This window comes from Mycobacterium sp. 012931, from assembly GCF_000419295.1.
GTDB lineage: Bacteria > Actinomycetota > Actinomycetes > Mycobacteriales > Mycobacteriaceae > Mycobacterium > Mycobacterium marinum.
Map to the genome: position 1 here is coordinate 3,470,233 of NZ_AOPX01000001.1, position 22,622 is coordinate 3,492,854.

Annotated in this window: 24 protein-coding genes; 11 read left to right on the forward strand and 13 right to left on the reverse strand. The window is 63.4% G+C overall.

The window, feature by feature from the left end; genetic code table 11:
• Positions 1-25: 25 nt before the first annotated feature.
• A complete protein-coding gene (locus tag MMSP_RS15295) occupies positions 26-1,162 on the reverse strand; it encodes an LLM class flavin-dependent oxidoreductase (protein WP_020787361.1) in 1,137 nt (378 codons plus the stop codon).
• Between the two features lie 235 nt (positions 1,163-1,397).
• Between MMSP_RS15295 and MMSP_RS15300 the strand changes: the two genes are divergently transcribed.
• From MMSP_RS15300 to MMSP_RS15310, 3 genes are read left to right on the forward strand one after another with little or no spacing between them, the layout of a single operon-like run.
• Entirely contained in the window at positions 1,398-2,348 is a 951-nt protein-coding gene (locus tag MMSP_RS15300; RefSeq protein WP_020787362.1) for an enoyl-CoA hydratase, read from the forward strand.
• 17 nt (positions 2,349-2,365) lie between these two features.
• On the forward strand, positions 2,366-3,595 hold the full coding sequence (locus MMSP_RS15305) for an acyl-CoA dehydrogenase (protein WP_015355606.1): 1,230 nt from the start codon (positions 2,366-2,368) through the stop codon (positions 3,593-3,595).
• A gap of 1 nt (position 3,596) precedes the next feature.
• Positions 3,597-4,685 (forward strand): acyl-CoA dehydrogenase family protein, encoded by a 1,089-nt coding sequence (locus MMSP_RS15310; RefSeq protein WP_012394562.1) that lies wholly within the window; start codon positions 3,597-3,599, stop codon positions 4,683-4,685.
• A 21-nt stretch (positions 4,686-4,706) separates the two neighbouring features.
• On the opposite strand, the gene tpx is transcribed toward MMSP_RS15310, so the two are convergent.
• From tpx to MMSP_RS15325, 3 genes are all read right to left on the reverse strand, one after another.
• Entirely contained in the window at positions 4,707-5,204 is a 498-nt protein-coding gene (tpx, locus tag MMSP_RS15315; protein ID WP_011740785.1) for a thiol peroxidase, read from the reverse strand.
• An 87-nt stretch (positions 5,205-5,291) separates the two neighbouring features.
• Positions 5,292-6,374 carry a radical SAM protein gene (locus MMSP_RS15320; protein ID WP_020787363.1) on the reverse strand — a complete coding sequence of 361 codons (1,083 nt, stop codon included), beginning with the start codon at positions 6,372-6,374 and terminating at the stop codon, positions 5,292-5,294.
• Positions 6,375-6,590: 216 nt separating this feature from the next.
• Positions 6,591-6,986: a hypothetical protein gene (locus MMSP_RS15325; protein WP_020787364.1), complete on the reverse strand. Its 396-nt coding sequence runs from the start codon at positions 6,984-6,986 to the stop codon at positions 6,591-6,593.
• Between the two features lie 481 nt (positions 6,987-7,467).
• On the opposite strand from MMSP_RS15325, the gene MMSP_RS15330 reads away from it, so the two are divergent.
• The 3 genes from MMSP_RS15330 (at position 7,468) to MMSP_RS15340 (ending at position 10,763) form a co-directional block, all read left to right on the forward strand.
• Positions 7,468-8,889 (forward strand): TIGR00366 family protein, encoded by a 1,422-nt coding sequence (locus MMSP_RS15330; RefSeq protein ID WP_036427306.1) that lies wholly within the window; start codon positions 7,468-7,470, stop codon positions 8,887-8,889.
• A gap of 161 nt (positions 8,890-9,050) precedes the next feature.
• Positions 9,051-10,001: a GlxA family transcriptional regulator gene (locus MMSP_RS15335; protein ID WP_020787366.1), complete on the forward strand. Its 951-nt coding sequence runs from the start codon at positions 9,051-9,053 to the stop codon at positions 9,999-10,001.
• 18 nt (positions 10,002-10,019) lie between these two features.
• Positions 10,020-10,763 (forward strand): DJ-1/PfpI family protein, encoded by a 744-nt coding sequence (locus MMSP_RS15340; RefSeq protein WP_012394556.1) that lies wholly within the window; start codon positions 10,020-10,022, stop codon positions 10,761-10,763.
• A gap of 56 nt (positions 10,764-10,819) precedes the next feature.
• Here the strand turns inward: MMSP_RS15340 and MMSP_RS15345 are convergent, their stop codons facing one another.
• Positions 10,820-11,230 (reverse strand): hypothetical protein, encoded by a 411-nt coding sequence (locus MMSP_RS15345; RefSeq protein WP_020787367.1) that lies wholly within the window; start codon positions 11,228-11,230, stop codon positions 10,820-10,822.
• A gap of 151 nt (positions 11,231-11,381) precedes the next feature.
• Between MMSP_RS15345 and MMSP_RS15350 the strand changes: the two genes are divergently transcribed.
• Positions 11,382-11,957, forward strand: a complete 576-nt coding sequence (locus tag MMSP_RS15350) for a dihydrofolate reductase family protein (protein WP_020787368.1) — start codon at positions 11,382-11,384, stop codon at positions 11,955-11,957.
• 14 nt (positions 11,958-11,971) lie between these two features.
• Here the strand turns inward: MMSP_RS15350 and MMSP_RS15355 are convergent, their stop codons facing one another.
• Positions 11,972-12,826, reverse strand: a complete 855-nt coding sequence (locus MMSP_RS15355; RefSeq protein WP_020725363.1) for an alpha/beta fold hydrolase — start codon at positions 12,824-12,826, stop codon at positions 11,972-11,974.
• A 31-nt stretch (positions 12,827-12,857) separates the two neighbouring features.
• Positions 12,858-13,334, reverse strand: coding sequence for a nuclear transport factor 2 family protein (locus MMSP_RS15360; RefSeq protein ID WP_020787369.1), 477 nt, complete (start codon positions 13,332-13,334; stop codon positions 12,858-12,860).
• A 56-nt stretch (positions 13,335-13,390) separates the two neighbouring features.
• Between MMSP_RS15360 and MMSP_RS15365 the strand changes: the two genes are divergently transcribed.
• Positions 13,391-14,158, forward strand: coding sequence for an SDR family oxidoreductase (locus tag MMSP_RS15365; protein WP_020787370.1), 768 nt, complete (start codon positions 13,391-13,393; stop codon positions 14,156-14,158).
• 47 nt (positions 14,159-14,205) lie between these two features.
• On the opposite strand, the gene MMSP_RS15370 is transcribed toward MMSP_RS15365, so the two are convergent.
• The 3 genes from MMSP_RS15370 to MMSP_RS15380 form a co-directional block, all read right to left on the reverse strand.
• Entirely contained in the window at positions 14,206-14,979 is a 774-nt protein-coding gene (locus tag MMSP_RS15370; protein ID WP_086085746.1) for a YqjF family protein, read from the reverse strand.
• A 96-nt stretch (positions 14,980-15,075) separates the two neighbouring features.
• Positions 15,076-15,444 carry an STAS/SEC14 domain-containing protein gene (locus MMSP_RS15375; protein WP_015355594.1) on the reverse strand — a complete coding sequence of 123 codons (369 nt, stop codon included), beginning with the start codon at positions 15,442-15,444 and terminating at the stop codon, positions 15,076-15,078.
• 115 nt (positions 15,445-15,559) lie between these two features.
• Entirely contained in the window at positions 15,560-17,029 is a 1,470-nt protein-coding gene (locus tag MMSP_RS15380) for an alpha-L-fucosidase (protein ID WP_020787372.1), read from the reverse strand.
• 177 nt (positions 17,030-17,206) lie between these two features.
• Between MMSP_RS15380 and MMSP_RS15385 the strand changes: the two genes are divergently transcribed.
• Entirely contained in the window at positions 17,207-17,938 is a 732-nt protein-coding gene (locus tag MMSP_RS15385; protein WP_020787373.1) for a peroxiredoxin, read from the forward strand.
• A 419-nt stretch (positions 17,939-18,357) separates the two neighbouring features.
• Here the strand turns inward: MMSP_RS15385 and MMSP_RS15390 are convergent, their stop codons facing one another.
• Complete coding sequence (locus MMSP_RS15390) at positions 18,358-19,707, reverse strand: 8-oxoguanine deaminase (protein WP_020725360.1); 1,350 nt, start codon at positions 19,705-19,707, stop codon at positions 18,358-18,360.
• A gap of 389 nt (positions 19,708-20,096) precedes the next feature.
• On the opposite strand from MMSP_RS15390, the gene MMSP_RS15395 reads away from it, so the two are divergent.
• Together MMSP_RS15395 and MMSP_RS15400 are read left to right on the forward strand one after the other, a co-directional pair.
• The gene (locus tag MMSP_RS15395) at positions 20,097-21,095 is read left to right on the forward strand and encodes an antibiotic biosynthesis monooxygenase (protein WP_020787374.1); all 999 of its coding nucleotides are present in this window, start codon (positions 20,097-20,099) and stop codon (positions 21,093-21,095) included.
• 75 nt (positions 21,096-21,170) lie between these two features.
• On the forward strand, positions 21,171-22,022 hold the full coding sequence (locus tag MMSP_RS15400; protein WP_223161554.1) for a bile acid:sodium symporter family protein: 852 nt from the start codon (positions 21,171-21,173) through the stop codon (positions 22,020-22,022).
• Between the two features lie 36 nt (positions 22,023-22,058).
• On the opposite strand, the gene MMSP_RS15405 is transcribed toward MMSP_RS15400, so the two are convergent.
• Positions 22,059-22,343, reverse strand: a complete 285-nt coding sequence (locus tag MMSP_RS15405) for a GAP family protein (protein ID WP_235065762.1) — start codon at positions 22,341-22,343, stop codon at positions 22,059-22,061.
• A 94-nt stretch (positions 22,344-22,437) separates the two neighbouring features.
• Complete coding sequence (locus MMSP_RS28565) at positions 22,438-22,617, reverse strand: hypothetical protein (protein WP_020787377.1); 180 nt, start codon at positions 22,615-22,617, stop codon at positions 22,438-22,440.
• Positions 22,618-22,622: the final 5 nt, after the last annotated feature.

Sequence of the window (22,622 nt, forward strand, 5' to 3'; positions counted from 1 at the left end):
CGGTGCCCTTCTCGCCTTTGGTTCGCTAGACGATCGCGGCTTCGGGCTTTGGAGGTTTGTGGGGTCCCCCCGGCTTCTTGGCGATGCGAGCATCGAGCCGGGGCATGACTTCCTCGGCGAGCAGCCGTAGTGACTCTTTCCATGGCCCCGGGTTCTCCCGGTAGTCGAATCCGAGAACCAACAGGTGACCGAATCCGCCGACCTGGTCGTAGGTGGCTTCGAGTTTGTCGACCACGGTGTCCACCGAGCCGACCACGAAGGTGTTTTCGGCGAGGTACTCCGGGGTCACGTCGTCGTCGGGCACCGAGGGGTTGTGCTTGTAGAACTTGGTCATGCCGAACATTCGGAAGGTCGGCAGGACGTACTCGCGCATGGCTCGCCCCATGGTCCCGTCGACGGCGTACCGGAATGCTTGCTCATCGGTCTCCGCCACCAACACCTCACGCACGAGTCGCCAGTCGCGGCGGTCGGACGTCCGGCCGCTGCGGGCGGCGCCTTCGAGGACCGCATCCCAGTGGGTCGCGACATACTCGGTGTTCAGGTCCAGGCTCATCGGAAGGTGGCCCCGCTCGCCGGCCAGTTTGAGGGTTTCCGAGCCGGCGCTGAACCCGGTTACTCCGATCGGTGGGTGGGGTTTTTGGTAGGGCTTGATGTGGCGCCTCATCAGACCTTCGAACATCGGCGCAATACCGTTGGCGTTCCAGTACTTTCCGCGATGTTCCCAGGGTTGGTCTTCGGTCCAGATCCGCAACATGATTTCGAGGGCTTCGCGGGTCATCTCGCGATGCTCGCCATTCTTGCCGTCCACGTCATAGAGTGCCCAGTCTCCTGGGATACCGCTGGCTCCGACGCCCAGCATGAAGCGGCCCTGTGCCAGGTGATCGAAATACGCTACGCGATGGGCAAGTTCGACCGGGTGATGATAGGGCAGCAGGTGCGCGCCGGGTGCGAGCTTGATCTGCTTGGTACGCAGCAGCGCCTGGGCCAACAGTAGATCCGGGGCGCAGATCGGCTCCCGCGGCACGGTGAAGTGTTCGCCGACCCAGGCTTCGACGTAGCCGAGTTGGTCGGCCAGTTCGATGATGTCGAGGTCCCACTGGGTGGCGTCGTAGAGAGTGCGTTCCGGCGGATGGGCCGGCATGAGGAATATTCCGATCTCCATCATTAACCCTTCTGGTCTGTCCCCGGCCCTGATGTGTGGCGCCGTGATCGCGTCTTCTGTAGGTATACCACAGTACTAGCAAGATACTTGACTGCGCACAAGACCCAATTTGCATGCGAGTTTATGTGTCATGGATCCCCTGATAGGCCGTATTAGCTATGGACATACTGGTCCGTAGCCGCGTAACCTCGCACAGATCACCCGTTCAGCGCCCAGTGAGCAGTAAGGAGCCGCCATGAACGTCGCCGGTGTCAGTCCAGTCGATCGCTGGTCCAACGGGAAGCGTGCGGCGCCGGACTTCACATACGTCCGGTACGAAACGATCGACGACGGCCGTATCGCGACGATCACCCTGAATCGTCCGAAACAGCGCAACGCGCAAACGCGCGGAATGCTGGTGGAGTTGGGTGCCGCCTTCGAACTTGCCGAAGCTGACGACACCGTCCGGGTGGTCATCCTGCGCGGCGAGGGGCCCGCCTTTTCCGCCGGGCACGACCTGGGCTCGGCCGATGATGTCCGGGAACGCGCCCCGGGGCCCGACCAGCACCCCACCTATCAGTGCAATGGCGGCACCTATGGCGGGGTGGAGTCACGCAACCGCCAGGAGTGGCACTACTACTTCGAGAACACGAAGAGGTGGCGCAATCTGCGCAAGATCACCGTCGCCCAGGTGCACGGGACGGTGCTGTCGGCGGGTTTGATGTTGGCCTGGTGCTGTGACTTGATCGTCGCTGCCGATGACACCGTATTCGCCGATATCGTGGGCACCCGTCTCGGCATGTGTGGAGTCGAGTACTTCGGCCACCCGTGGGAGTTCGGCCCGCGCAAGGGCAAGGAGTTCTTGCTTACCGGCGACTCGATCGGCGCGGACGAAGCCCACGCGTTGGGCATGGTGAGCAAGGTATTTCCGGGCGAGGATCTAGCCGATAGCGCGATCGAATTTGCGCGCCGCATCGCCAAGCTACCGACGATGGCTGCGCTGCTCATCAAGGAATCGGTGAACCAGACCGTGGACGCCATGGGTTTCACCACGGCGCTGGACGGGTGCTTCAAGATCCATCAGCTCAATCATGCCCACTGGGCCGAGGTCACCGGCGGAAAGCTGTGCTACGGCACCGTCGAGTATGGACTCGACGACTGGCGGGCCGCTCTGGAGATTCTGCCCGCGACCAAGCGGCGGCCCTGAGCAAGGGAGCGCCGCACGTGGACGTCGCTTACCCGCCCGAGGCGGAAGAGTTTCGCGAGCGGGTCCGCGCGTTCTTGGACGAGCACCTGCCGTGCGGCTGGTCGGGGCCTGGCGCTCTGGCGGTGCAGGACCGCAAGGCCTTCGCTGCGAGGTGGCGCCAACTCCTGGTGGCGGCCGGGTTGATTGCGGTGTCCTGGCCCAAGGAGTACGGCGGGGGCGGTTACTCCCCCGTCGAGCAGGTGGTGCTCGCCGAAGAGTTCGCCCGCGCGGGAGCACCCGAGCGCGAGGAGAACGATCTGTTCGGGGTCGATCTGCTGGGCAACACGTTGATCGCCCTGGGAACCGAAGCGCAGAAGCGGCATTTCCTGCCGCGCATCCTCACCGGCGACGATCGCTGGTGTCAGGGTTTCTCTGAGCCCGAGGCCGGCTCGGATCTGGCCTCCGTGCGGACCCGAGCCGTACTCGATGGTGACCAGTGGGTGATCAACGGTCAGAAAATCTGGACATCGGCCGGATCCACCGCCAATTGGATCTTTGTCTTGGCGCGAACGGATCCCGTTGCGCCCAAGCACCAGGGGCTGTCGTTGTTGTTGGTGCCGATGGACCAGCCCGCCGTGGTAGTTCGGCCGATCGTCAATGCCGCCGGACATTCCCTGTTCAATGAGGTCTTCTTCGCCGACGCCCGAACCGGCGTTGCCAATGTAGTGGGCGAAGTCGGCAGCGGCTGGACGGCCGCCATGAGCCTGCTGGGTTTCGAACGCGGCGCGCAGGCGACCACGGGGGCGATCGACTTCGCCCGTGACCTGTCGCGGTTGTGCGATCTGGCCCGAGCGCGGGGCCTGGACAGCGACCCGCGCATCCGAGACCGGCTGGCGTGGTGTTATTCCCGCACCCAGATCATGCGCTACCGCGGCTACCGCAGCCTTACCTGGGCACTGAACGGGGTGTTGCCAGGCGCTGAAGCGGCGATCAGCAAGGTCATCTGGAGTGAATACTTCCAGCGCTATACCGAGCTTGCCGTGGAAATCCTCGGGTTGGACGCGCTCTGCCCCAGCGGCCCGGGCAATGGTGAGGCGCGCGTTGTTCCGCAGGCCGGTACCGCCAACTCCCCTGCCTGCTGGATGGACGAGTTGTTATACGCGCGCGCCGCGACGATCTATGCCGGCAGTTCGCAGATCCAGCGCAATGTGATCGGCGAGCAATTGCTCGGGCTCCCCAAGGAACCACGCCGAGAAGCCGTGCACTGACATGGATTTCCGCTATAGCACCGAGCAGGACGACTTCCGCGAGTCGTTGCGGGGCTTTCTTCGCGATCAGGCCCCACCGGCGCGGGTACGTCAGGTTGCCGCCGTGGGTGGCCATGACAAAAAACTGTGGCACCGGCTTTGCGCCGAACTGGAACTGCCCGCGCTACACGCCCCGCCGGAGTACGGCGGAGCGGGCGGCACGCTGGTGGAGACCGCGATCGCATTCGGTGAACTCGGCCGGGCACTGACCCCGGTTCCCTTCGCCGCAACGATCCTCGCGATCGAGGCGATACTGCGCATGGGTGATAGCGAGCAGCGCAAGGGCCTGCTCAGCGGTCTGCTCTCCGGCGATCGGATCGGGGCGCTGGCGGCGGCCGGACCCGACCTATCCGTGACCTCGGTGCGAGCCGGCCGGCGCGACGGTCGCCCGGTACTCACCGGCGAGTGCGCCCCGGTGTTGCATGGCCATGTCGCGGACCTGTTCGTCGTCCCGGCCGAATCCGACGGTGCGGTGATCCTCTACGTGGTGGACGCCGCTGCCCCAGGGGTCGCCGTCGTCGGACTCCCCTCGTTCGACATCACCCGTCCGGTCGCCAAGCTGCGACTGGTTCGGGCCCCGGCGGAAGCCTTGGCCGCGAGCTCAGCCGACGAGGTAGCCCGACTACTGGACGTGGCCCGGGTGCTGCTGGCCGCTGAGATGCTCGGTGGTGCCGAGGCATGCCTGGATCTGGCGATCGAATACGCCTGCAGTCGCAAGCAATTCGATCGGCCGATCGGCTCGTTTCAGGCCGTCAAGCACCGCTGCGCCGACATGATGATCGAGATTGATGCCACCCGCGCTGCGGTGATGTTTGCGCAGCTGTGCGCGGCAGGCGGGGACGAACTGCACGCCACCGCCCCGCTGGCGAAGGCGCAGGCCGCGGACACCTACGTATTGTGTGCGGGCTCGGCTATCCAGGTTCACGGCGGGATCGCCTTCACCTGGGAACACGACCTGCATCTGTATTTCCGCCGGGCCAAGACGACCGAAGCCTTGTTCGGCAGCAGTGCGCATCACCGGTCGCTGTTGGCCGATCGTGTCGGCCTCTAGCCGGTGAGCGACGGTGCCGATCTAGGTGCCGACTGCTGCCAGCGCCGCTTCGTAGTCGGGCTCTTGCGCGATTTCCGGCACCAGTTCGGTGTAGGAAACTTTGCCGTCGGCGCCGATGACCACGATGGCCCGGGCAAGGAGTCCGGCCATCGGGCCGTCGGTGATGGTGACGCCGTAGGCCTCACCGAAGCCGTCGCGGAACGCCGAGGCGTTTGTCACGTTCTCGATCCCCTCCGCCCCACAGAATCGCTTCTGCGCAAACGGCAGGTCTTTCGACACGCAGAGCACGTTCACTCCGCTGGCGGCGGCACGCTCGTTGAAGGTCCGAACACTGGTTGCGCACACCGGTGTATCGATGGACGGGAAGATATTCAGCACGACGGCCTTGCCGCGGAACTGGTCGCTGCTCACCGTTCCCAGGTCATCACCGGTAAGGGCGAATGCCGGGGCAGGAGATCCGACGGCGGGCAGTTCGCCGACAGTGTTGATCGCATTTCCACGCAGGGTTATCTGTGCCATGGGCACAGTCTGCCAAGACCGTCAAAGCGACCCACGATCAGGTCCAGACCGGGCTGACCCGCCGCTGTTGGTGCCCAAAGGACACCTTCAGCATGAATACGAAACCCGCGCTCCGAACGCCTCGACCACATGGGTCGCTGTGACCTCATGGACCATGGCGCTGAACTGTTCGTCGAAGAAGCCCCGATCCTCGAGGTGGGCCTCGATGCGCGGCAAGATATATCGATCGATCGGGCAGTCTTGCAGGATGTGGCTGTCGAAATTGCGTGCGATCGGGCTGGTGTCGCAGGCGCCGAGGAACGGGCACTGCGTGCAGACCGAATCCTTCAGTGCTGTCTCTTCCGCGACAAGGTAGCCGTAGGTGGCGCCATCCACGATGTCCTCGATGGTCGTCTCGGTGATATTGCCGAGGTCCCCATGCTCACGGTAGGCATCGCAGCTGAGTCTGCCGTCACGGTCGATGACGAGGACGTCGTTACCCAACAGCGCACGGTCTTGGCTCGGGCGCTCCAAGCCCATGCGCTTGAGGATCACGGTGCGCAGATACTGATCAAGAGGATCGACCCGCGGGGTCATACCGGCCGAGACCCGCAGGTCGAAGAACACCATCAACGCGTCGAGGATGTCGGACTTGTCGACGGTGACGCCGTTCATCGGACGCGCCGCGGGACCGCTGAACAGTGGGAGCAGTCGTGTCGGCTTCTGGAGCTGGCTGATCTCCTCGAATACGCGCTGAATCTGGCTGACGGTGTGCCCAGCCAACACCGTGATGATGCTGAAGGGTAAGCCCCGGTCCTGCAGACGGCGGATGTTCGAACGTACCGCCGCCTCTGTCCGCTTGCCTCCCGCCGTCAACCGCACGCCTTCGGCGAAATCTACCGAGATACCCAGTTCAACGTCATGTTCTTCGAAGACGTCGAGGTGCTCGTCGCGAACGGAATACAGGTTCGTTTGCAGGACATTTCTGACCCGGCGGCTTTGTAGCCAGTCGCTGGGGAAAACCTCTCTCTGCAATGCGAACACTCGTTCAAAGTATTCACGCGGCAACAGTGTGGGCTCGCCCCCGTGCCAAATGATGTCCACGGGGATGTCGTAGCCGCAGCGCCGGGTCGTCAGATCGGCGTAGTCCCGGATGGCGACTAAAGCGTCCCGCCAGACCGACTCCGACATCCTTGTCGGGTCCGATAGGTGCTCAGGGCTCCGGCGTTGTTGATTAGCAGGCTTGTGAGCTGGGGAGTCGGGTCCGATAGGTGCTCAGGGAACGCCGGAGCCCTGGATAGGTGCTCCCACTCGTAACAGTATTTGCAACTTAGATTGCAGAGCTTGCTGGTCTTAATTACCCATTGCATAGCGGCACTCCCAGTCCGAAGACTGACACTTCTTCCCCTATTGGCATCGCTGCCGATCAACCGGCAGGAGGTAGAACACGGCCCAATCGGGGATATCTCCAGCCGCGGCGGTACCACCTACCAGGCGGCCATTTTCAATCACCAATGTCTTGCCGCAGGCCAGGACGTAGGTGCCGGTGGGTGTGACATCGATGGTCGTGCCCGCCGAGACCAACTCTGCCGCTGTAGCGGACTTGCTGGTCAGCGTGCTGACTCGGATCTCTTGTCCGTCGATGGTCTCAAGTGTGATGATGCTCGGGCGGAAAGTGTTCTTGGAAGCCGTGTTTCGTCCTTCGGCGAGGGCCGAAATGACCGACGTAGCGGTCGCCGACTCCAACGCCTCGATGATCACCTTGCTGACGGCTGATTGGGCGGTTTCCTGCAATATCGTCACGTTGTACTCCTTACGTTAAGTGGCTGTACTGCTATCGCTTGCTCGATGTGGTCAATGTGGCATATGTGACCTATTCGGCCTATGCGGCTGAGTGACAGCCGCCCTTCGCCAACGACGCAACACAATGTGGTATGCAAACCATACACGATATTCATCATGATGTCTGCATTGGCGAAATGCGGCCGCAAATTCGAGCGCAATTCTAATTTGCCATTCTGGTATCGGGTTCACCCCAGGGCTCCGGCGTTAACGCCGGAGCCCTGGGGTTCACCCTTAGCAAGTAATGGCGTTGGAACGAGGGATTCCGGCTGGCGGTGCCGGCATCACGCCGGTCGCGCGCCGCTCGGCCTTCTCGCTGCCGAGCTTGCGCCGCGGTCGAGATGTAGCGGCCGCCGAGATCCTGTTTACGGTTTCGGGGTCGGGCCAGCACAATCAACAAGCGCGGATTGATGCGGCGGGTCGACTTAGCGAAGGCGGGCCAATGACGACACGGCAGGATCGAAAGGCCAAGCGGCGCAGCTTGATGCAGCACCTCACGGCGCTGTGCGTGCGCTACGTCGAACGCTTCATGCCAGATCCGTACCTGTTCGCGGTCCTGCTTACCGTCATCGTGGTTGCGTTGGTCGCGCTACTGGTCCGGGGCGCAACGCCGAGCGGCGTCCTCAACGCCTGGTACGACGGTGTCTGGGGATCGCAGAACATCTTTACCTTCGCGTTCCAGATGGTGCTGATCCTGGTGACTGGTTACACGCTCGCCGAAGCGCCACCGCTGAAGCGGGCGATCGTATTCGTCGCCAGTAAGCTAACGAACCAGATTCAAGGCGCTCTGCTGTGTTTTAGCCTGAGTGCCGCATTGTCGCTGCTGAATTGGGGGCTCGGTCTGGTGGCGGGCGCCCTGGTCGCTCGCCAGGTGGCGAAGCGACTCGAGGGCGTGCATTTCGGCTACCTCATCGCAGCCTCATTCATGGGCTTTATCGTCTGGCCCCAGGGCCTGTCGTCGTCGATCGCGCTGGCGAACACCGACTCCAAGAGCCCAATCAATGTGATTCACAAGATGACCGGAATCAACGTGCCGCTGCGGCTGACGATCTTCCAGCCCTACAGCTGGGTGGCCGCGGCGGCGGTACTGGTGCTGCTGGCCATCGCGATCCGGCGCATGGAGCCGGCGCGTCGCCTCGAGCCGGACCCCGCGGTCTTCGCGGACGAGGAAACGCCATCGGGCCCCGCCACAGGCCACCGGACGTTTGCTGACTGGTTGGAAAACCTGTGGATTCTCAACGTGATCGTCTTTGTCGCGGGACTAACATACTTCTGGCTAAGTGGTTTTGCGCTTAACATCTCGTCGATGATCATGCTGTTCACCGTGACGGGAGCGTTGCTACATCGCACGCCAATTCGCTTCATCCGGGCGTTTTCCGGCGCGGCCAGAGTGTCGGGCCCGCTGCTGCTGCAGTATCCGCTGTACGGTGGGATCATCGGGCTTCTGGGTTATCTGCCCTCGCAAGCACCCGCGGGTTCGGGCAAGCCGCTGCAGACGGTGCTCGCCGAGGTGCTGGTCAGCGGCGCGAACCAGTACACCCTCCCTTTCCTGACCTTCGTCGGCTCGATCATCATCTCGCTGTTTGTGCCCTCCGGCGGTGGACACTGGGCGGTGCAGGGGCCAGTCGCGGTCGACTCGGCGCTCGTGCTGGGCCAACATTCGCCGGCCTACCTCGGACTGATCTCAATGTCGGTGGCAATCGGCGAGGCGGTTGCCAACATGATTCAGCCGTTCTGGCTGCTACCACTGCTGGCAATCGCGAAACTCAATGTCCGTCAGGTAATGGGATTCACCATCATCGCCTTCCTGATCGGTTCGGTGGTCTCCAGCGCCGCCGTCCTCATCGCGCTGCACATCCTATGAATCGATCAACTCCGGCGCCTACCAATGCACTGACATGTGCTCCCCTGGACTCATTACTCGGCTGCCGGTGCGGCGGGGACACGCCGGCAGCTGACGGCCTGGCCTAATTTGTGGGGTACCCGACCTAGACGACATAGCGGAACCTGAGCAGCATTGAGCCCATGGCCCGCAAGGTGGTTATCGTCGGTTTCCCCGGGGTCCAACCGCTCGACGTGGTGGGACCGTTCGAGGTGTTTGCGGGTTCATCCCTGCTGAGCGAGGGCGGTTACGACGTGGCGCTCGCATCGATCGACGAGCGTCCGGTGGCCACCGGAATCGGCTTGGAATTCATGACCACGCGGCTGCCAAACCCGAGTGCGCCGGTAGACACCGTTGTGCTCCCCGGTGGCGGTGGCGTCGATGCCGCACGCGACAACGTGGCGCTGATGGACTGGGTCAAAGCCGCTGCGGGTACTGCACGGCGCGTTGTCACCGTGTGTACCGGCACATTTTTGGCCGCCGAAGCGGGGCTGCTCGACGGTTGTCGGGCCACCACACATTGGGCCTTGGCCGACCGACTGGCTCGTGAGTTTCCCGCCGTCGACGTCGATCCTGACCCGATCTTCATCCGCAGCTCCCCGAAGGTGTGGACTGCCGCGGGAGTGACGGCGGGTATTGACCTCGCGCTCGCCTTGGTCGAGGGCGATCACGGCACCGAGATCGCCCAGACGGTTGCCCGCTGGCTGGTGTTGTATCTGCGTCGCCCCGGCGGCCAGACGCAGTTCGCGGCACCGGTGTGGATGCCACGGGCCAAGCGGCCTTCGATCCGGGACGTGCAGGAGGCGATCGAGGCCCAACCGGGTGGCCCGCACAGCATTGAAGAGCTGGCCCATCGGGCGGCGATGAGTCCCCGCCATTTCACGCGGGTATTCACTGGTGAAGTTGGCGAGGCGCCGGGCCAGTATGTCGAACGCGTCCGCACGGAGGCCGCGCGACGACAGTTGGAAGAGACCGAGGACACCGTCGTGGCAATCGCGGCCCGCTGCGGGTTCGGTACCGCTGAGACGATGCGGCGCAACTTCATTCGCAGGGTTGGCATCTCACCAGACCAATACCGCAAGGCCTTCGCCTGACCGGAAGGGAGAATACCGATGCCCCAGTTCGCTTTCGTTGCTTACCCGGGTTTTACCGCTCTGGACATGATTGGCCCGTACGAGGTATTGCGCAATCTCCCCCACGCCGAGGTGCGTTTTGTCTGGCATGATCCCGGACCGATCACCGCCGACTCGGGGGTGCTGGTGCTCGGCGCCACGCATTCGCTGGCTGAAACTCCTGCGCCTGATGTGGTCGTGGTTCCGGGTGGCCCGGCTACTCCCGTGCATGCGCGCGATGAGAAGCTACTCGACTGGCTGCGCCAAGCCCATCGGAGCGCCAGCTGGACTACTTCGGTGTGTTCGGGCTCGGTAATCCTGGCCGCGGCCGGCTTGCTCAAAGACCGGCGCGCGACTTCACACTGGCTGACCATCCCGGCGCTGAAGGCGTTTGGCGCGATTCCGGTCGCTGACAAGCGAATCGTTCAGCAGGACAACATCATTACGAGTGCTGGCGTGTCCGCGGGACTGGACTTGGGGCTGTGGCTGGCCGGGCAAATCGGTGGCGAGAGCCGGGCGAAAGCGATCCAGCTGGCCCTCGAATACGATCCTCAGCCGCCGTTCGATTCCGGTCACATGTCGAAGGCATCGGCGAGCACGAAGGTTGCCGCGACGGCGCTGTTGTCGAAAGATAGCGCCACGCCGGTCAACTTGAAGGCCGCCACCATGTTGGCGTGGCAGCAGGCGCTGGCGGCGGCTCGGGCGCGACGGCGCAAGCGCCAGCCGGTTGACTCGACGCCGTAGCGGACCCGGCCCGTCTTCGCGCGGTCGCCATTGCTCCAGCGACGCCATTTCCACCTTCACGCCTCCGGCTGGGGATAGCTGGGACAAAACAGCGGTGCATCACCGAGGAGTAAGACGGTAAGGTACAGCCCGGTTGCCCTGACGACCATGCCGGCGCCGAAAATTGCTGGCAGCCGGATCCATTCGCGGCCCCGTATGAATGTATAGCTGAGCACGAGGTAGAACCCGCCGAACAGCAGCGCCGAAACAAACCCGACGGACAGTTGCACAAAACGAGGGTTGGCCATCATCAGCGGATCGGCACCGCCTATCTGAGCGTAGAGGAGCCGTGCTGCCGGGTTGTGCGAATGCGGATTCGGGCGGCCAACCATGTTGGCGGTATCGATCACCAACGATGTACATGCGAACGTTGTGAATGCGACGACGAAGAACCAGTGATATCGTCGCTCGCGCAGCGGGATCGACAACGATGGGGCATCGTGTCGACCGGTATGGTCAGGCCCGGCGGGCCTGGTTGTCATGCTCCGAATGGTAGGCGGGTCACCCTTGGGTGTGGATGAATCCACCACGGACAGCGGCCCCGCACCGATGTTGGGGTGCGGCCGTATGGTCTGGTCTATGGGACAGATTGTGTTCGACACCGCGACGACTCTCAACGGCTGGATCGCCGACGAAAACAATTCGCTGGCTTGGCTGTTCGCGGTCGACCAAGGCGGACTGCCCGAAAGCGGACTGGTTCCGACCGAAGCGACAGTCATGGTGGAGGGCTCGACAACCTACCAGTGGGTCATTGAGACGGAGAGCATTCTCGACCACCCCGAGAAGTGGCAGCAGTTCTATGGCGACAAACCAACATTCGTCTTCACTACACGTGAGCTGCCCGTCCCCGCCGGCGCAGATGTGCGGTTCGTATCCGGCTCAGTCCTCGATGTGCTGCCGACGATAGAAGAGGCCGCGGGCGCCGGAGACATCTGGGTGGTCGGTGGCGGAGACCTTGCCGGCCAGTTTCTCGATGCCGGCGCCCTGGATGAGATCAGGTTGTCCGTTGCGCCCGTAGCCTTGGCCGGCGGAGCGCCGCTACTCCCGCGATGCATCGGGGCCATCGGCTCCGCCTGGTTTCCGCCGCTGCTCATGGGCAGTTCGCCCGTCTTGTCTACACCGTCACCTCACCAGAGTGACCCCCTACTGCCATGAAGTCCCCGGGCAGGTCAGTCCCGACGGTCCGACCCCGTCGCTCGCGCGCCGATGATCCGCTCTGCGACCTCGGTGAACGCATCGCGCACCGCGACCGGCTGTTCGATCCAGGGGAAGTGCCCGGCCTCGGCGATGACGCGCCGGATCACGTTGTGTGCCTGGAAGCGCTCGGTTTGCCACAGCGACTGCGTAACGATGCGATCGGCCGCGCCGCTGACGATGAGCGTCGGTAGTCTGGTCGGCCACCAGGCCAACCGGTAGCTGCGATCGAAGTTCGCGTCCGACCATTGCGTCGCACCCGTGTTGTAAGGCAGCCGGGCCAGCATCCGCGCGCCCCTGGCGACGCTATGTTCAGCGAAGTTCCAGGGCGCCGACTCGACGGTAACGGCGCGAAGATTCTCCGGTGTTTGATCGGATTGGTAGCGGGCCATCGCCTGCTCGACGCCCGGCAGCCAATTGTTGCGGGTCATCTCCTCGAAGGCCGGCATCCACGAGGCATCAGGAGCGGTGCTGATCAATACCAGCCCCTCGAGCACTGCATCCAGCGCGGGCGTCGACAGCAGGTACTCGCCCCCGGTGGAATGCCCGACAAACACGGGATGCGGGACTTGTCGGGCCGCTTCCGCGACAACCCGCGGCCACAGACGATAGGGATCCTCGGAGGCACCCGGCGCATTGACGTTGGAGCCATCGCCGGGAAGATCGACCAGCCAGCAGGTGCCGGGGACATCGACCGTGTCGACCAGTTCGTGCAGGCTCTCGGAGCCGATTCCCGGGCCACCGGGCAGAAATAGCCAATTGAGGTCACCGGCGCGAGCGATCCGGCGAATCAGGCGTACCCCGGATCGGGTCCACTGGACGTGGTGCATGTGCGCGTCGGCCCAGCCGGGTTGCGGCAACCTAGGGCCCGGGCTGCAGGATCTGGTCGGAGGCGAGCTGGCCGCCGGCCAGCAGCCAGGCAGCTATCACCCGTGGCGCATCCCGGTCGGGGTTATAGATGTCTTCCTCGCTGCAGAACAGGCCGTCGCCGGCGTAGACGAGTCGAGTCCAGTTCGGGAACCAGAACGGCTCACCGTTTGGATCGGTCGGGTAGTCAAGGCTGTTCTTGATCATCAGGACAACAGCATCGTTGTCTTGGTCGTAGGCGGTCCAATCCGAGGGAAAGCGCATATGCGGGAAAGGCGCCATGACCGCAACGATCCACTCGCGCACCGCCTCGCGGCCATGGAAGACCCCATAGTGGTGTTCGGTGTAGACGACATCCTCGGTGAACAAGTCTGCGAACGGTCGCCAGTCGCCGGAGGCTGAGCACCCCTCGACGACGGTGGTGTAGTGCCTGACGGCTTGTTCTATCTCGGCCTTGGTGAACCTGCCCATACCGGACACACTAGAACGTGTTTCGGTTGGAGGTCACCGTCTGAAGGGACTGGCGAATGAGCGTGTTGGATCTGTTCGACTTGAGCGGCAAGCGCGCCCTGATCACCGGGGCGTCCACCGGCATCGGAAAGAAGGTGGCGCTGGCCTATGCCGAGGCCGGGGCCCAAGTCGCCGTTGCGGCAAGGCATTCCGATGCGCTGCAGGTGGTTGCCGACGAGATAGCTGGGGTCGGCGGCAAGGCGCTGCCTATCCGCTGTGATGTCACCCAGCCTGACCAGGTCAGGGGCATGCTCGACCAGATGACCGGCGAGCTGGGTGGGATCGACATCGCCGTCTGCAACGCCGGCATCGTCTCGGTGCAGGCGATGCTGGACATGCCACTCGAAGAGTTCCAGCGCATTCAGGATACGAACGTGACCGGTGTCTTTCTCACCGCACAAGCGGCAGCCCGGGCGATGGTCGATCAGGGCCTTGGCGGAACGATCATCACGACCGCGTCGATGTCCGGACACATCATCAACATTCCTCAGCAGGTCAGCCACTACTGCACGTCCAAGGCGGCGGTTGTTCATCTGACCAAAGCCATGGCCGTGGAGTTGGCTCCGCACCAGATCCGGGTGAACAGCGTCAGCCCGGGCTACATCCGCACCGAGCTCGTTGAGCCATTGGCGGACTACCACGACCTATGGGAGCCAAAGATTCCGCTGGGACGAATGGGCCGGCCCGAAGAACTCACCGGCCTCTACCTCTACCTAGCCAGTGCGGCTTCCAGCTATATGACCGGCTCGGACATCGTGATCGACGGTGGGTACACCTGCCCCTGACCCCGAATCCGGATGCCGCTCGGCTCGCTTTGCAATGAACCACGCATTCAACGAACCACGCACGGGCGCCCGAATAAGGTTCGTACTCCGGGAGAGAACAGGGCACGCAGGTGTTTGCCGGCCGGCCGCACCCCGCTGGCCGCGGTGAGCTCATCGTCGAGTTCGAGGATCTGGGCCGAGTGCAACGGCCACGATCCGTGCTCGTTGGGCATCCACCACGTCCGTCCCCCATGGCGGGTGTGCGCTCCCCAGCGCGCGGTGAGCCAAGTCTCCAGCGGAGTCGGTTCAACCGCGTCGCCCACGCGGATCGTCAGCAGGCTGCGCAGGCCGCGGTGGGGCCAGCGCCGCACGCTTGCATAGCTCAGGCGCTGGCCCGACCATGTCATCTGCATTTTCGCCCAGGTGTAAGGAATGCCCATCCCAATCCGGGTGACGGGCACAACGGCCAGCCGGGCCGTTTCCAAGGAACGGAACAACACGCCGTGGCGCCCGGAGTCATCGATCGAGTAGAGCCGGATGTTGGTCTCCAGAAACCTGCCGAAATATGGGAGCGGGAGCGCGGTGCCGATCTTGGTGCTGGTCATCGCGAACGGAACAAAGCCCAGATATGTCAGACCGTCGGCGAAGATGTCGGGACGAGTGCCGGGCGGGTACATGTGCGCGACGCTGTCCGGCAGCACGGGCCAGTGGACGAAGGTCAGGTCACTCCAGCGCTGGTCGAAGGTGACGGGGCGCGGCAATGGCGGTGGCGTCACCGGGTATCCGGCAAGGGGGTCGCAGTGGCTGGAATCCGATTCTGGGGGGCCCGGTACGACAGTCATTTCACCATCGTGGCAGGGTCGGTCCCATCCAGCGACCCCGAACCCGCAACGCGGCGATCAACGTTGCAGCGCAGGGTATTACGAGCATCAATCCGTCTAGGATCCACCCAGGATCCACTGTTGTGCTTGTTCGACTTGGCCGGCGGGAAAGTGGCGCACCTCAGCCGACACGAAATGCGATGTCAGATGCTCGGCGACATCCCCGAGGTGGGAGTCGGTAACGACGGCGATTTTCTTCACGTGCTTCTGATGGTCCCGAATGAAGCGGAAGTGATTGACCATCGCTCCGAAACTGTCCCAGCCGGGGAAGGACGGGGCGTTGAGAATCAGCCCGGCAAGATCGCCGGTCGCTTCGATATGAGGATCCACCACTTCAGCGAGCTTGACGAAATCTTCCTTGTCCAGCGCCGTTTCGGGCCGTACGTGGAGAATGGAATGTTCGGTGTCCAAAGAGAAATCGATCATGAGGGCTCCTAGGCTCCTAGGCGACAGTCGGCCGCGAACTGTCATGCCGTCATGATCGGCTACCCCGGTGCTGGCTGGTTAGAGGCCAAAGTCACCGGATTGGGCGAAGCCGGGATCAAGCTTGCAGATGGGGTTTCGGAGTGATCTTGAGGGCGTAGGCAGGCCAGACGTCCAATCGGTCGGGGAACGTCACGTTGATCCGGTCGTCGGCACATTCATGTTCGAGGGTGCCACCGCCGAGTAGCTCGACCTTGGTATCCGAAGTGCCGGTGAGTCCACGCAACCCGACCCGGGGTTCGCCGGGGGCCTGCAGGAACGTCACATACACGGCGTCCTCTTTTTGGGTGAAGCGCAGCGGGGTTCCATCTGTAGCGGTGGCTTGCGCGGTTGCCCACGGGCGGGTGTTGAAGTAGGCGTCGCCGGTCACGTCGAGCCACGCGCCGAAATCGGCGAGCAGCTTGGCCTGCAACTCGGGGATGGTGCCGTCCGGGTAGGGCCCGATACCCAGGAGCAGGTTTCCGTTCTTGCTCACCAGGTCGGCGAAGCCGCGGGCGAGGTCGGTGAGGGTCAACATCTGGTCGGGACCCTCTTGGCGGTTGTTTCCGAACGAGTTGCCCACACCGCGGGTCGATTCCCACTTGTACGGTTTGATCTCGTCGTACTGGGCGTACTCCGGGGTGCGGAAGTCGTAGTGGAAGTTGATCGGGAAGTCCAAGACCCGAACCCGGTCGGGCAGCAACCGCCACAATGCGTTGGCCAGACCGAGCCCGCCCATGACCAGTGGCTCCATTCCGGGGACCCTGGGGAGCTGCAACTGCGCCCACCGGTCGTTGATGACACCGTCGGGCACCTGGTTGTAGTAATGCGCGAACAACTCGGCCAGGTTCGACTTGGGTGGGTAGCCGATGTCGTTCCACAGCACAGACGGCTGGTACCGGTTGATGAGCTCGCGGATGTGATTGTCGGCGTACTGCGCATACTCGTCGGTCTGTACGAGCGAGGATGCCATCCCCGGTAGGTCGGTGATGACGGTCGGGTTGAACGTCCAGTCGTAGCCACCCGAGTAATAAAGGCCCATCTTCATGCCCCGGTCGTGGACCGCGCTGGTCAGGTCTCCGACCAGATCGCGGCCGGCATGCCAGGAGTCCTTGTGCGGGTAGGGATGCCGGCTGGGCCACATGGTGAATCCGCCGTGGTGCTTGGTGGTGAGCACCACGTAGCGGGCGTTGGCCCGGACAAAGAAATCGGCCCAGGAGTCGGGATCGAACTGCTTGACCGCCTTGTTGAACATCGGCTTGAAGTCGTCGTAGGTGAAGTTGGAGCCGTAGGTCTTGAGGTGGTACTGCTGCGACGGGCTGCCGGGGATTCCGATGGTGTTCTGGTACCACTCGGCATAGGGGTTGTGCTTGAGCCAGTACGCCGGCCCCCTGGTGGCCATCAACTCTTGGGTGTCGGCCTCGAGTGGGGCCCACCCCGGCACCGAATAAAGACCCCAGTGGATGAAGATGCCAAACTTCGCGTTCTCAAACCAGTCGGGCACACGATGGGTGGCGACCGAGTCTTTGGTCGGCTGGTATTCGGGCACTCCCGCACCCTACTAGCACTATCGGCATCGTGCCTGGTCCCATCGTGGTTGTCGGCGGTCACCCCGCGCTGCGGCGCCGGCCATCAACAACCCCGATGTGTGGAAACTCGGACGGCCCGGAATATACCCCTATGGGTATTTGTTGAACGGGCTGAGATACGCGAAAGGATCATCACGATGACCATCCCCGACACCCCGGCCCCAGCCGCAGTCATGCCACGAATCGGCGATCCGGCTCCGGAGTTCACCGCTGTCACCACACAGGGGCCCATCAATTTTCCGGCCGACTATGCGGGCAAGTGGGTCATCTTCTTCTCTCATCCGGCCGACTTCACCCCCGTATGCACAAGCGAGTTCATCACGTTCGCGTCGATGCAGCAGCAGTTCGCGTCCTACAACACCGAGTTGGTCGGACTGTCCGTGGACGGGCTCTATAGCCACATCGCATGGCTGCGAACGATCAAGGACAAGATCAGTTTTCGCGACATGCACGATGTGCAGGTCAACTTCCCGCTCATCGAGGACGTCTCGATGGAGATCGCCGGCAAGTACGGGATGATCATGCCTGGTGAGGACTCGACCAAGGCCGTACGAGCGGTGTTTGTCATCGATCCCACCGGCACGATCCGGGCCATCATCTACTACCCGCTCAGCCTCGGCCGCAATTTCGACGAGCTCCTTCGCGTGATCAAGGCCCTGCAGACTGCCGATCACTACGACGTCGCGACACCGGCGGACTGGCGCCCGGGTGACCCGGTGATCGTGCCCCCCGCGGGCTCGTGCGGCACGGCGAAAGAGCGCATGGAAGGTCAGGTCGACGGCGTTGAATGCGAAGACTGGTTCTTCTGCACCAAGGAACTCAGTGCTGAGACCGTCGAGTCGGCGATCACAGCCGGTGCCCAACCGTGACGGGCGCCGGCATCGGTTCCGAAAAAGCCGCGGGCCAGATGGGTGAGACGACCATGGACGAGTCAGCGAAATGCCGAGAGCCAGCCGGCCCGCGCCGGAGCGGGAGCGCTGCGGCCCCCGCGAACGCAACGAACACGCCCCCCCGCCGAGTCGGCCAACATGTCGGGAAGTACCCGACGATGACCCCTATGACTTGGGGTGCCAACCCGCTGCCGAGCTGGGTCCTGCGCCGTCCGTCGCCGACTGAGCACCAAGCGGCCCTAACTCGGCATTGGCGGCGTTCCTCATTCGGCGACGGGCACGGGCTGCGGCTAGCCGGATCCCCCGGATCCCACAGCTCCCAATGGATTTGCGTCAAAAGGGATCTGAGGGCTACTGGCAGGTCCGCCGAGGGGCTCAGTGGCCGGCGCCGGCCAGGCCTAGCCGCGTTCCCGCAGAGTCACCGCGGCGTTCTTGGCGTCTGTTGCCAAGGTCTCGGTGTCGGCGGTGCGCAACTCGCCGTCTTCGACGACGGTGTTTCCACCCACCAGGAGTAGCCGCAACGGCGCAGGCGGACCATAGATCAGCGCCCATACCGGGTCTTCGACATCGGAATGGCCGAGCCCGTCCAGCTGCCAGAGTGCGATGTCGGCCAGCTTGCCGACCTCGAGGGACCCGAGGTCTTGGTCGCGGCCCAGGCACCGGGCGCCGCCAACGGTCGCCATCCACAAGGCCTCGCGCGCGTCGAGCGCCTGCGGGCCCAGTCGGAATCTGGCCGCCAGCGCGGCCTGGCGCATTTCGTTGGCCAGCCCACGGTGTTCGGCGCCGGCGCCGTCCACGCCCAATCCGACCGCGACATCGGCGGCCAGCAGTTCGGGGATCGGGGCGATCCCCGCGCCAAAGCGGCCATTGGAGGTCGGGCAGTGGGCTACCCCGGTTCCGGTAGCGGCGAGCTTGGCGATGTCGCCCTTGGACAGGTGCACGCAGTGCGCCATCCAGACGTCACTTCCCAGCCAGCCCAGCGATTCCACGTAATCAACTGGCCGGGAACCGAATTGGGCGAGACAAAACTCGTCTTCTTCGACGGTCTCCGAAAGATGAGTGTGCAGCCGCACCCCAAGGTCGCGGGCCAGCAGCGCGGACTGCTTCATCAATTCACCGGTGACCGAAAACGGTGAGCAGGGAGCAAGGGAGATCTGCACCATCGAGCCCTTCGTGGGGTCGTGGTGCTCGCGTACGGCGTCTTGGCAGGTGGTCAGGATCGTGTCGATGTCTTCGACGGTGTGCTCCGGCGGGAGTCCCCCCGATGCGACGCCGAGGTCCATCGAGCCGCGGGTCGGATGAAAGCGGACGCCGATGCGCTTTGCTGCGGCGATCTCCGCGCCCAGCATGTCTCCCCCGGCATGCGGGAAGACATAGTGATGATCCATGGTCGTGGTGCAACCGGTCAGGGCGAGCCCGGCCAGCCCCGCGCTGGCGGCAGCGAACTCCAGCTCAGCGTCCAGGCGTCCCCACACCGGATACATCTCGGTCAGCCACTGAAACAAGGTCCCCTTCTGGGTGTAACCACGGGTGATCCACTGATAGAGGTGCTCGTGGGTGTTGACCAATCCGGGAGTTGCCAGGCAACCGCGTCCATCGATGACAGTTGCGCCGGGGACCTCGGGCGCGGGTCCATCGCCAACCGCGACGATCAGATCGTCCTCGACGATGATGTGGCCTTCGGAGAACTCGGCGGCCTTGGGGTCAACGGTTGCTATAGATACGCGGTCGATCACGAGTTTGGGCACGCGACACTCTAACATCAGCGTGAGCAGAATGATTGACATGGGAGGGGTCTACGTAAAGTTGACACGACCAGCTCGAACATGCTCCAGCGGTGCACAATTGGTTCGGCCGTACCAATTTGGATTCCAATTTCGGATTGTTTTCCGGTCGGCGTGGCGCCATCGCGCTAGGGTTGAGCCGAAGTTCACCGGCCTGAACCGATTGTTGTTGGTGGGAACAGTTGTTGACGGGAACAAACGATGACACCTGAGCGGTCCGTGGCCATGGCGATTCGGCTGGGCGGTGTATCGGTTGGCGCCGGCCGGGCAGGCGGGCACAACCACGAGTTGCGATATTCCGACTCAACCCCAGGCGATGTCCGGGGCCGTAGCGCGAACGAAGGCAGCTGTTGATGGGACAGAAGGCGCCCGGCGGCGACCGGTCGGGGTCCTACCGTGCGGTCGAGCCACGTGACAACGCGGTGACCGTGATGATCGGTCAGGCAATACATTCCGGTCGCGAAGACGACTACGTCGCTTGGCAGCAGAAGCTTCACAAGGGGCTTTCGCACTATCCGGGCTACCTCGGCTCCGAGCTGCGGCCACCCGGCGGGGCGCAGTCCGAGTGGATTGCCGTCTATCGCTTCGATTCGGCTCCAAACGCGAAAAGTTGGTTGGACAGTTCCAGCCGCCAGCCCATGGTCAGTGAGGCGGCGGGGATTTTTGCGGGACCAGCCAGCTGTCAGGTGATCGCACGCAGTACCGAGGCTGATGACTCGCTGATGACCGTCGTTGTGTCGCACCGGGTTCCCGAAGAACGGGTGGATGAGTTCCTGGCTTGGCAGAAGGACATCGTGGCAGCCGAAAGCAAGTTCGCGGGCTTTCGCGGTGCCGAGATGTTCCGCCCGGTCGCTGGCATCCAAGACGAGTGGACAATCTGCTATCGATTCGACACCGCCGAGCATCTGGATGCCTGGCTGACGTCGGAGGCGCGCAAGCAGCTCATGCACCACCCGCACTTCCGGGACTACAAGATGCGCAAGATCGATCAGTCATTCGGCAGCTGGTTCGTACTCGGTGACGAGACAGCCCCGCCACCTTCGGATTTCAAGACTTCGGTGGCGGTGTGGTTAGGGCTCTACCCCACCGTGGTGTTGTTGACGATGCTGCTCAGTCCGCTGCGCATGCCACTGTGGTTGGGGATGCTGGTGGGCAACCTGTTGTCGAGCTTTGTGATGAGCTACATCACCATGCCCTACTACAGCATGCCGATCATCGGGTGGTGGCTCAGGCCGAAGGCCAGCGCTCGTCAGCCGCGTACCAACGTCGGCGGAATGCTGTTGGTGGTGCTGGTCAACGGGGCCTGGGCCGTGGTGTTCTACCTGGTTACGGTCCGGCTTTGGCACCCATAGGCTCGCTATTGCTTTAGCCGGCAACGCATTCAGGTCTCACCGATCTGCCGGTCGTGGCAAGCTGGCGCGGTGACGATGGTCGAAGCGGCGAAGATCGCCTTTCAGTTGAGCCTGTTCGTGGTGATCCTCGGCTACGGGTTGACAGCACACTTTTCCGACGTGCTTTGTGTGCTGAGACGCCCGGGTCTGCTGGCCCGTTCGGTGTTGGCCGTGCTGATCGTTGCACCCGTGCTAGCAATACTGCTCGTTCGCTTGCTGGAGCTGCGTCCACAAATTGCGATTGCGCTTGTCACACTGTCGTTGTCACCGCTGCCCCCGTTGTTGCCGCGTCGCGGAGAAAAAGCGGGCGGGCACGTTCAGTACGCCCTGGGTCTGGTCATCATCCTCGCCGTCCTCGTCGTTCCCGTGCTAACCGTGGCCGCGATGTTGCTCGATGACATCTTCGGGCGCCAACTCGTCTCCAGACCCGGGGCCATCGGAGAGCTGATGGCCATATCTGTGCTGGTCCCGCTGGGCGCCGGGATGGCGATCAGAGCGCGCTGGCCGGATGCGGCAACCCGCATCGCGCCGCCCATCCAGCGCGCGCAGAAGTGGGTGCTGCCGATCGCAATGATTGCGCTGCTGATCTCAGCTGCGCCCGAGATGTGGAAGCTCATCGGTGAATCGACCTTGGTGGCCATGTTGGCATTCATCGCTGGCACCTTCGCCATTGGTCATCTCTTGGGCGGCCCCGACCGGGAATCGTCGACGGTGTTGGCGTTCGCCAGCAGCTGCCGCCATCCCGCGACCGCGTTGGCGATCGCGTCGGCCAATTTTCCCAACGCTGACGAGCACGCCGCCGTGGCGCTCTACGGTTTGCTCACCGCGGTGTTGGGGATGCTCTATACGTTGTGGACGCGCCGACGCGCGGTCACCTCACCATCGTGACTGGCCGTCCGTTGGCGCATCGCTGGGCTGCGGGATCTAGATCACCCCGAGGCCGTGCAGGGCCTTGAATCCGAACCAGATCCCAAACCCCAATCCCACCACGATCATGATCGGTCTGTCGTTGTCCTGCAGCCAGCGCTGGATCCGGTCCAGCAGGGCGCGCGACTGATCAGGGAACAGTGCGGCCATGGCTACCACGAGCAGATTTGTACTCAGGGCAAGCAACACGAAAAGCACGTAGGAAGCCATGTTGCCGACTCGCGCGCCGATGGGGCCAAACCTGGCGCCGGTGTCCAGGTTCGGTTGTGAAACTTGAGCCACTAACGATGCGAGCGCTTCAGGCAGCACGGCAACGCGGTGGGTGCGTTGCCGCTGATCACCGACGGGTGCGGTGTAGGCCACCGACCAGCGCGATCTATTGGGAGCCCAGTGCCGCGCGCATCTCGATGTCGGAAAGGGCGGCGGCAAGGTCGGCCGGACGCGGGCTCACACTGGCATCGATCCGGTGGATACGGCCGGTGAACGGGAAACTGTGCTCGTAGGGCGCGAAGGGTGAGCCGGTGTCGAGTCCAACATCGAGGGTTTCTCCGCTCATTGAAA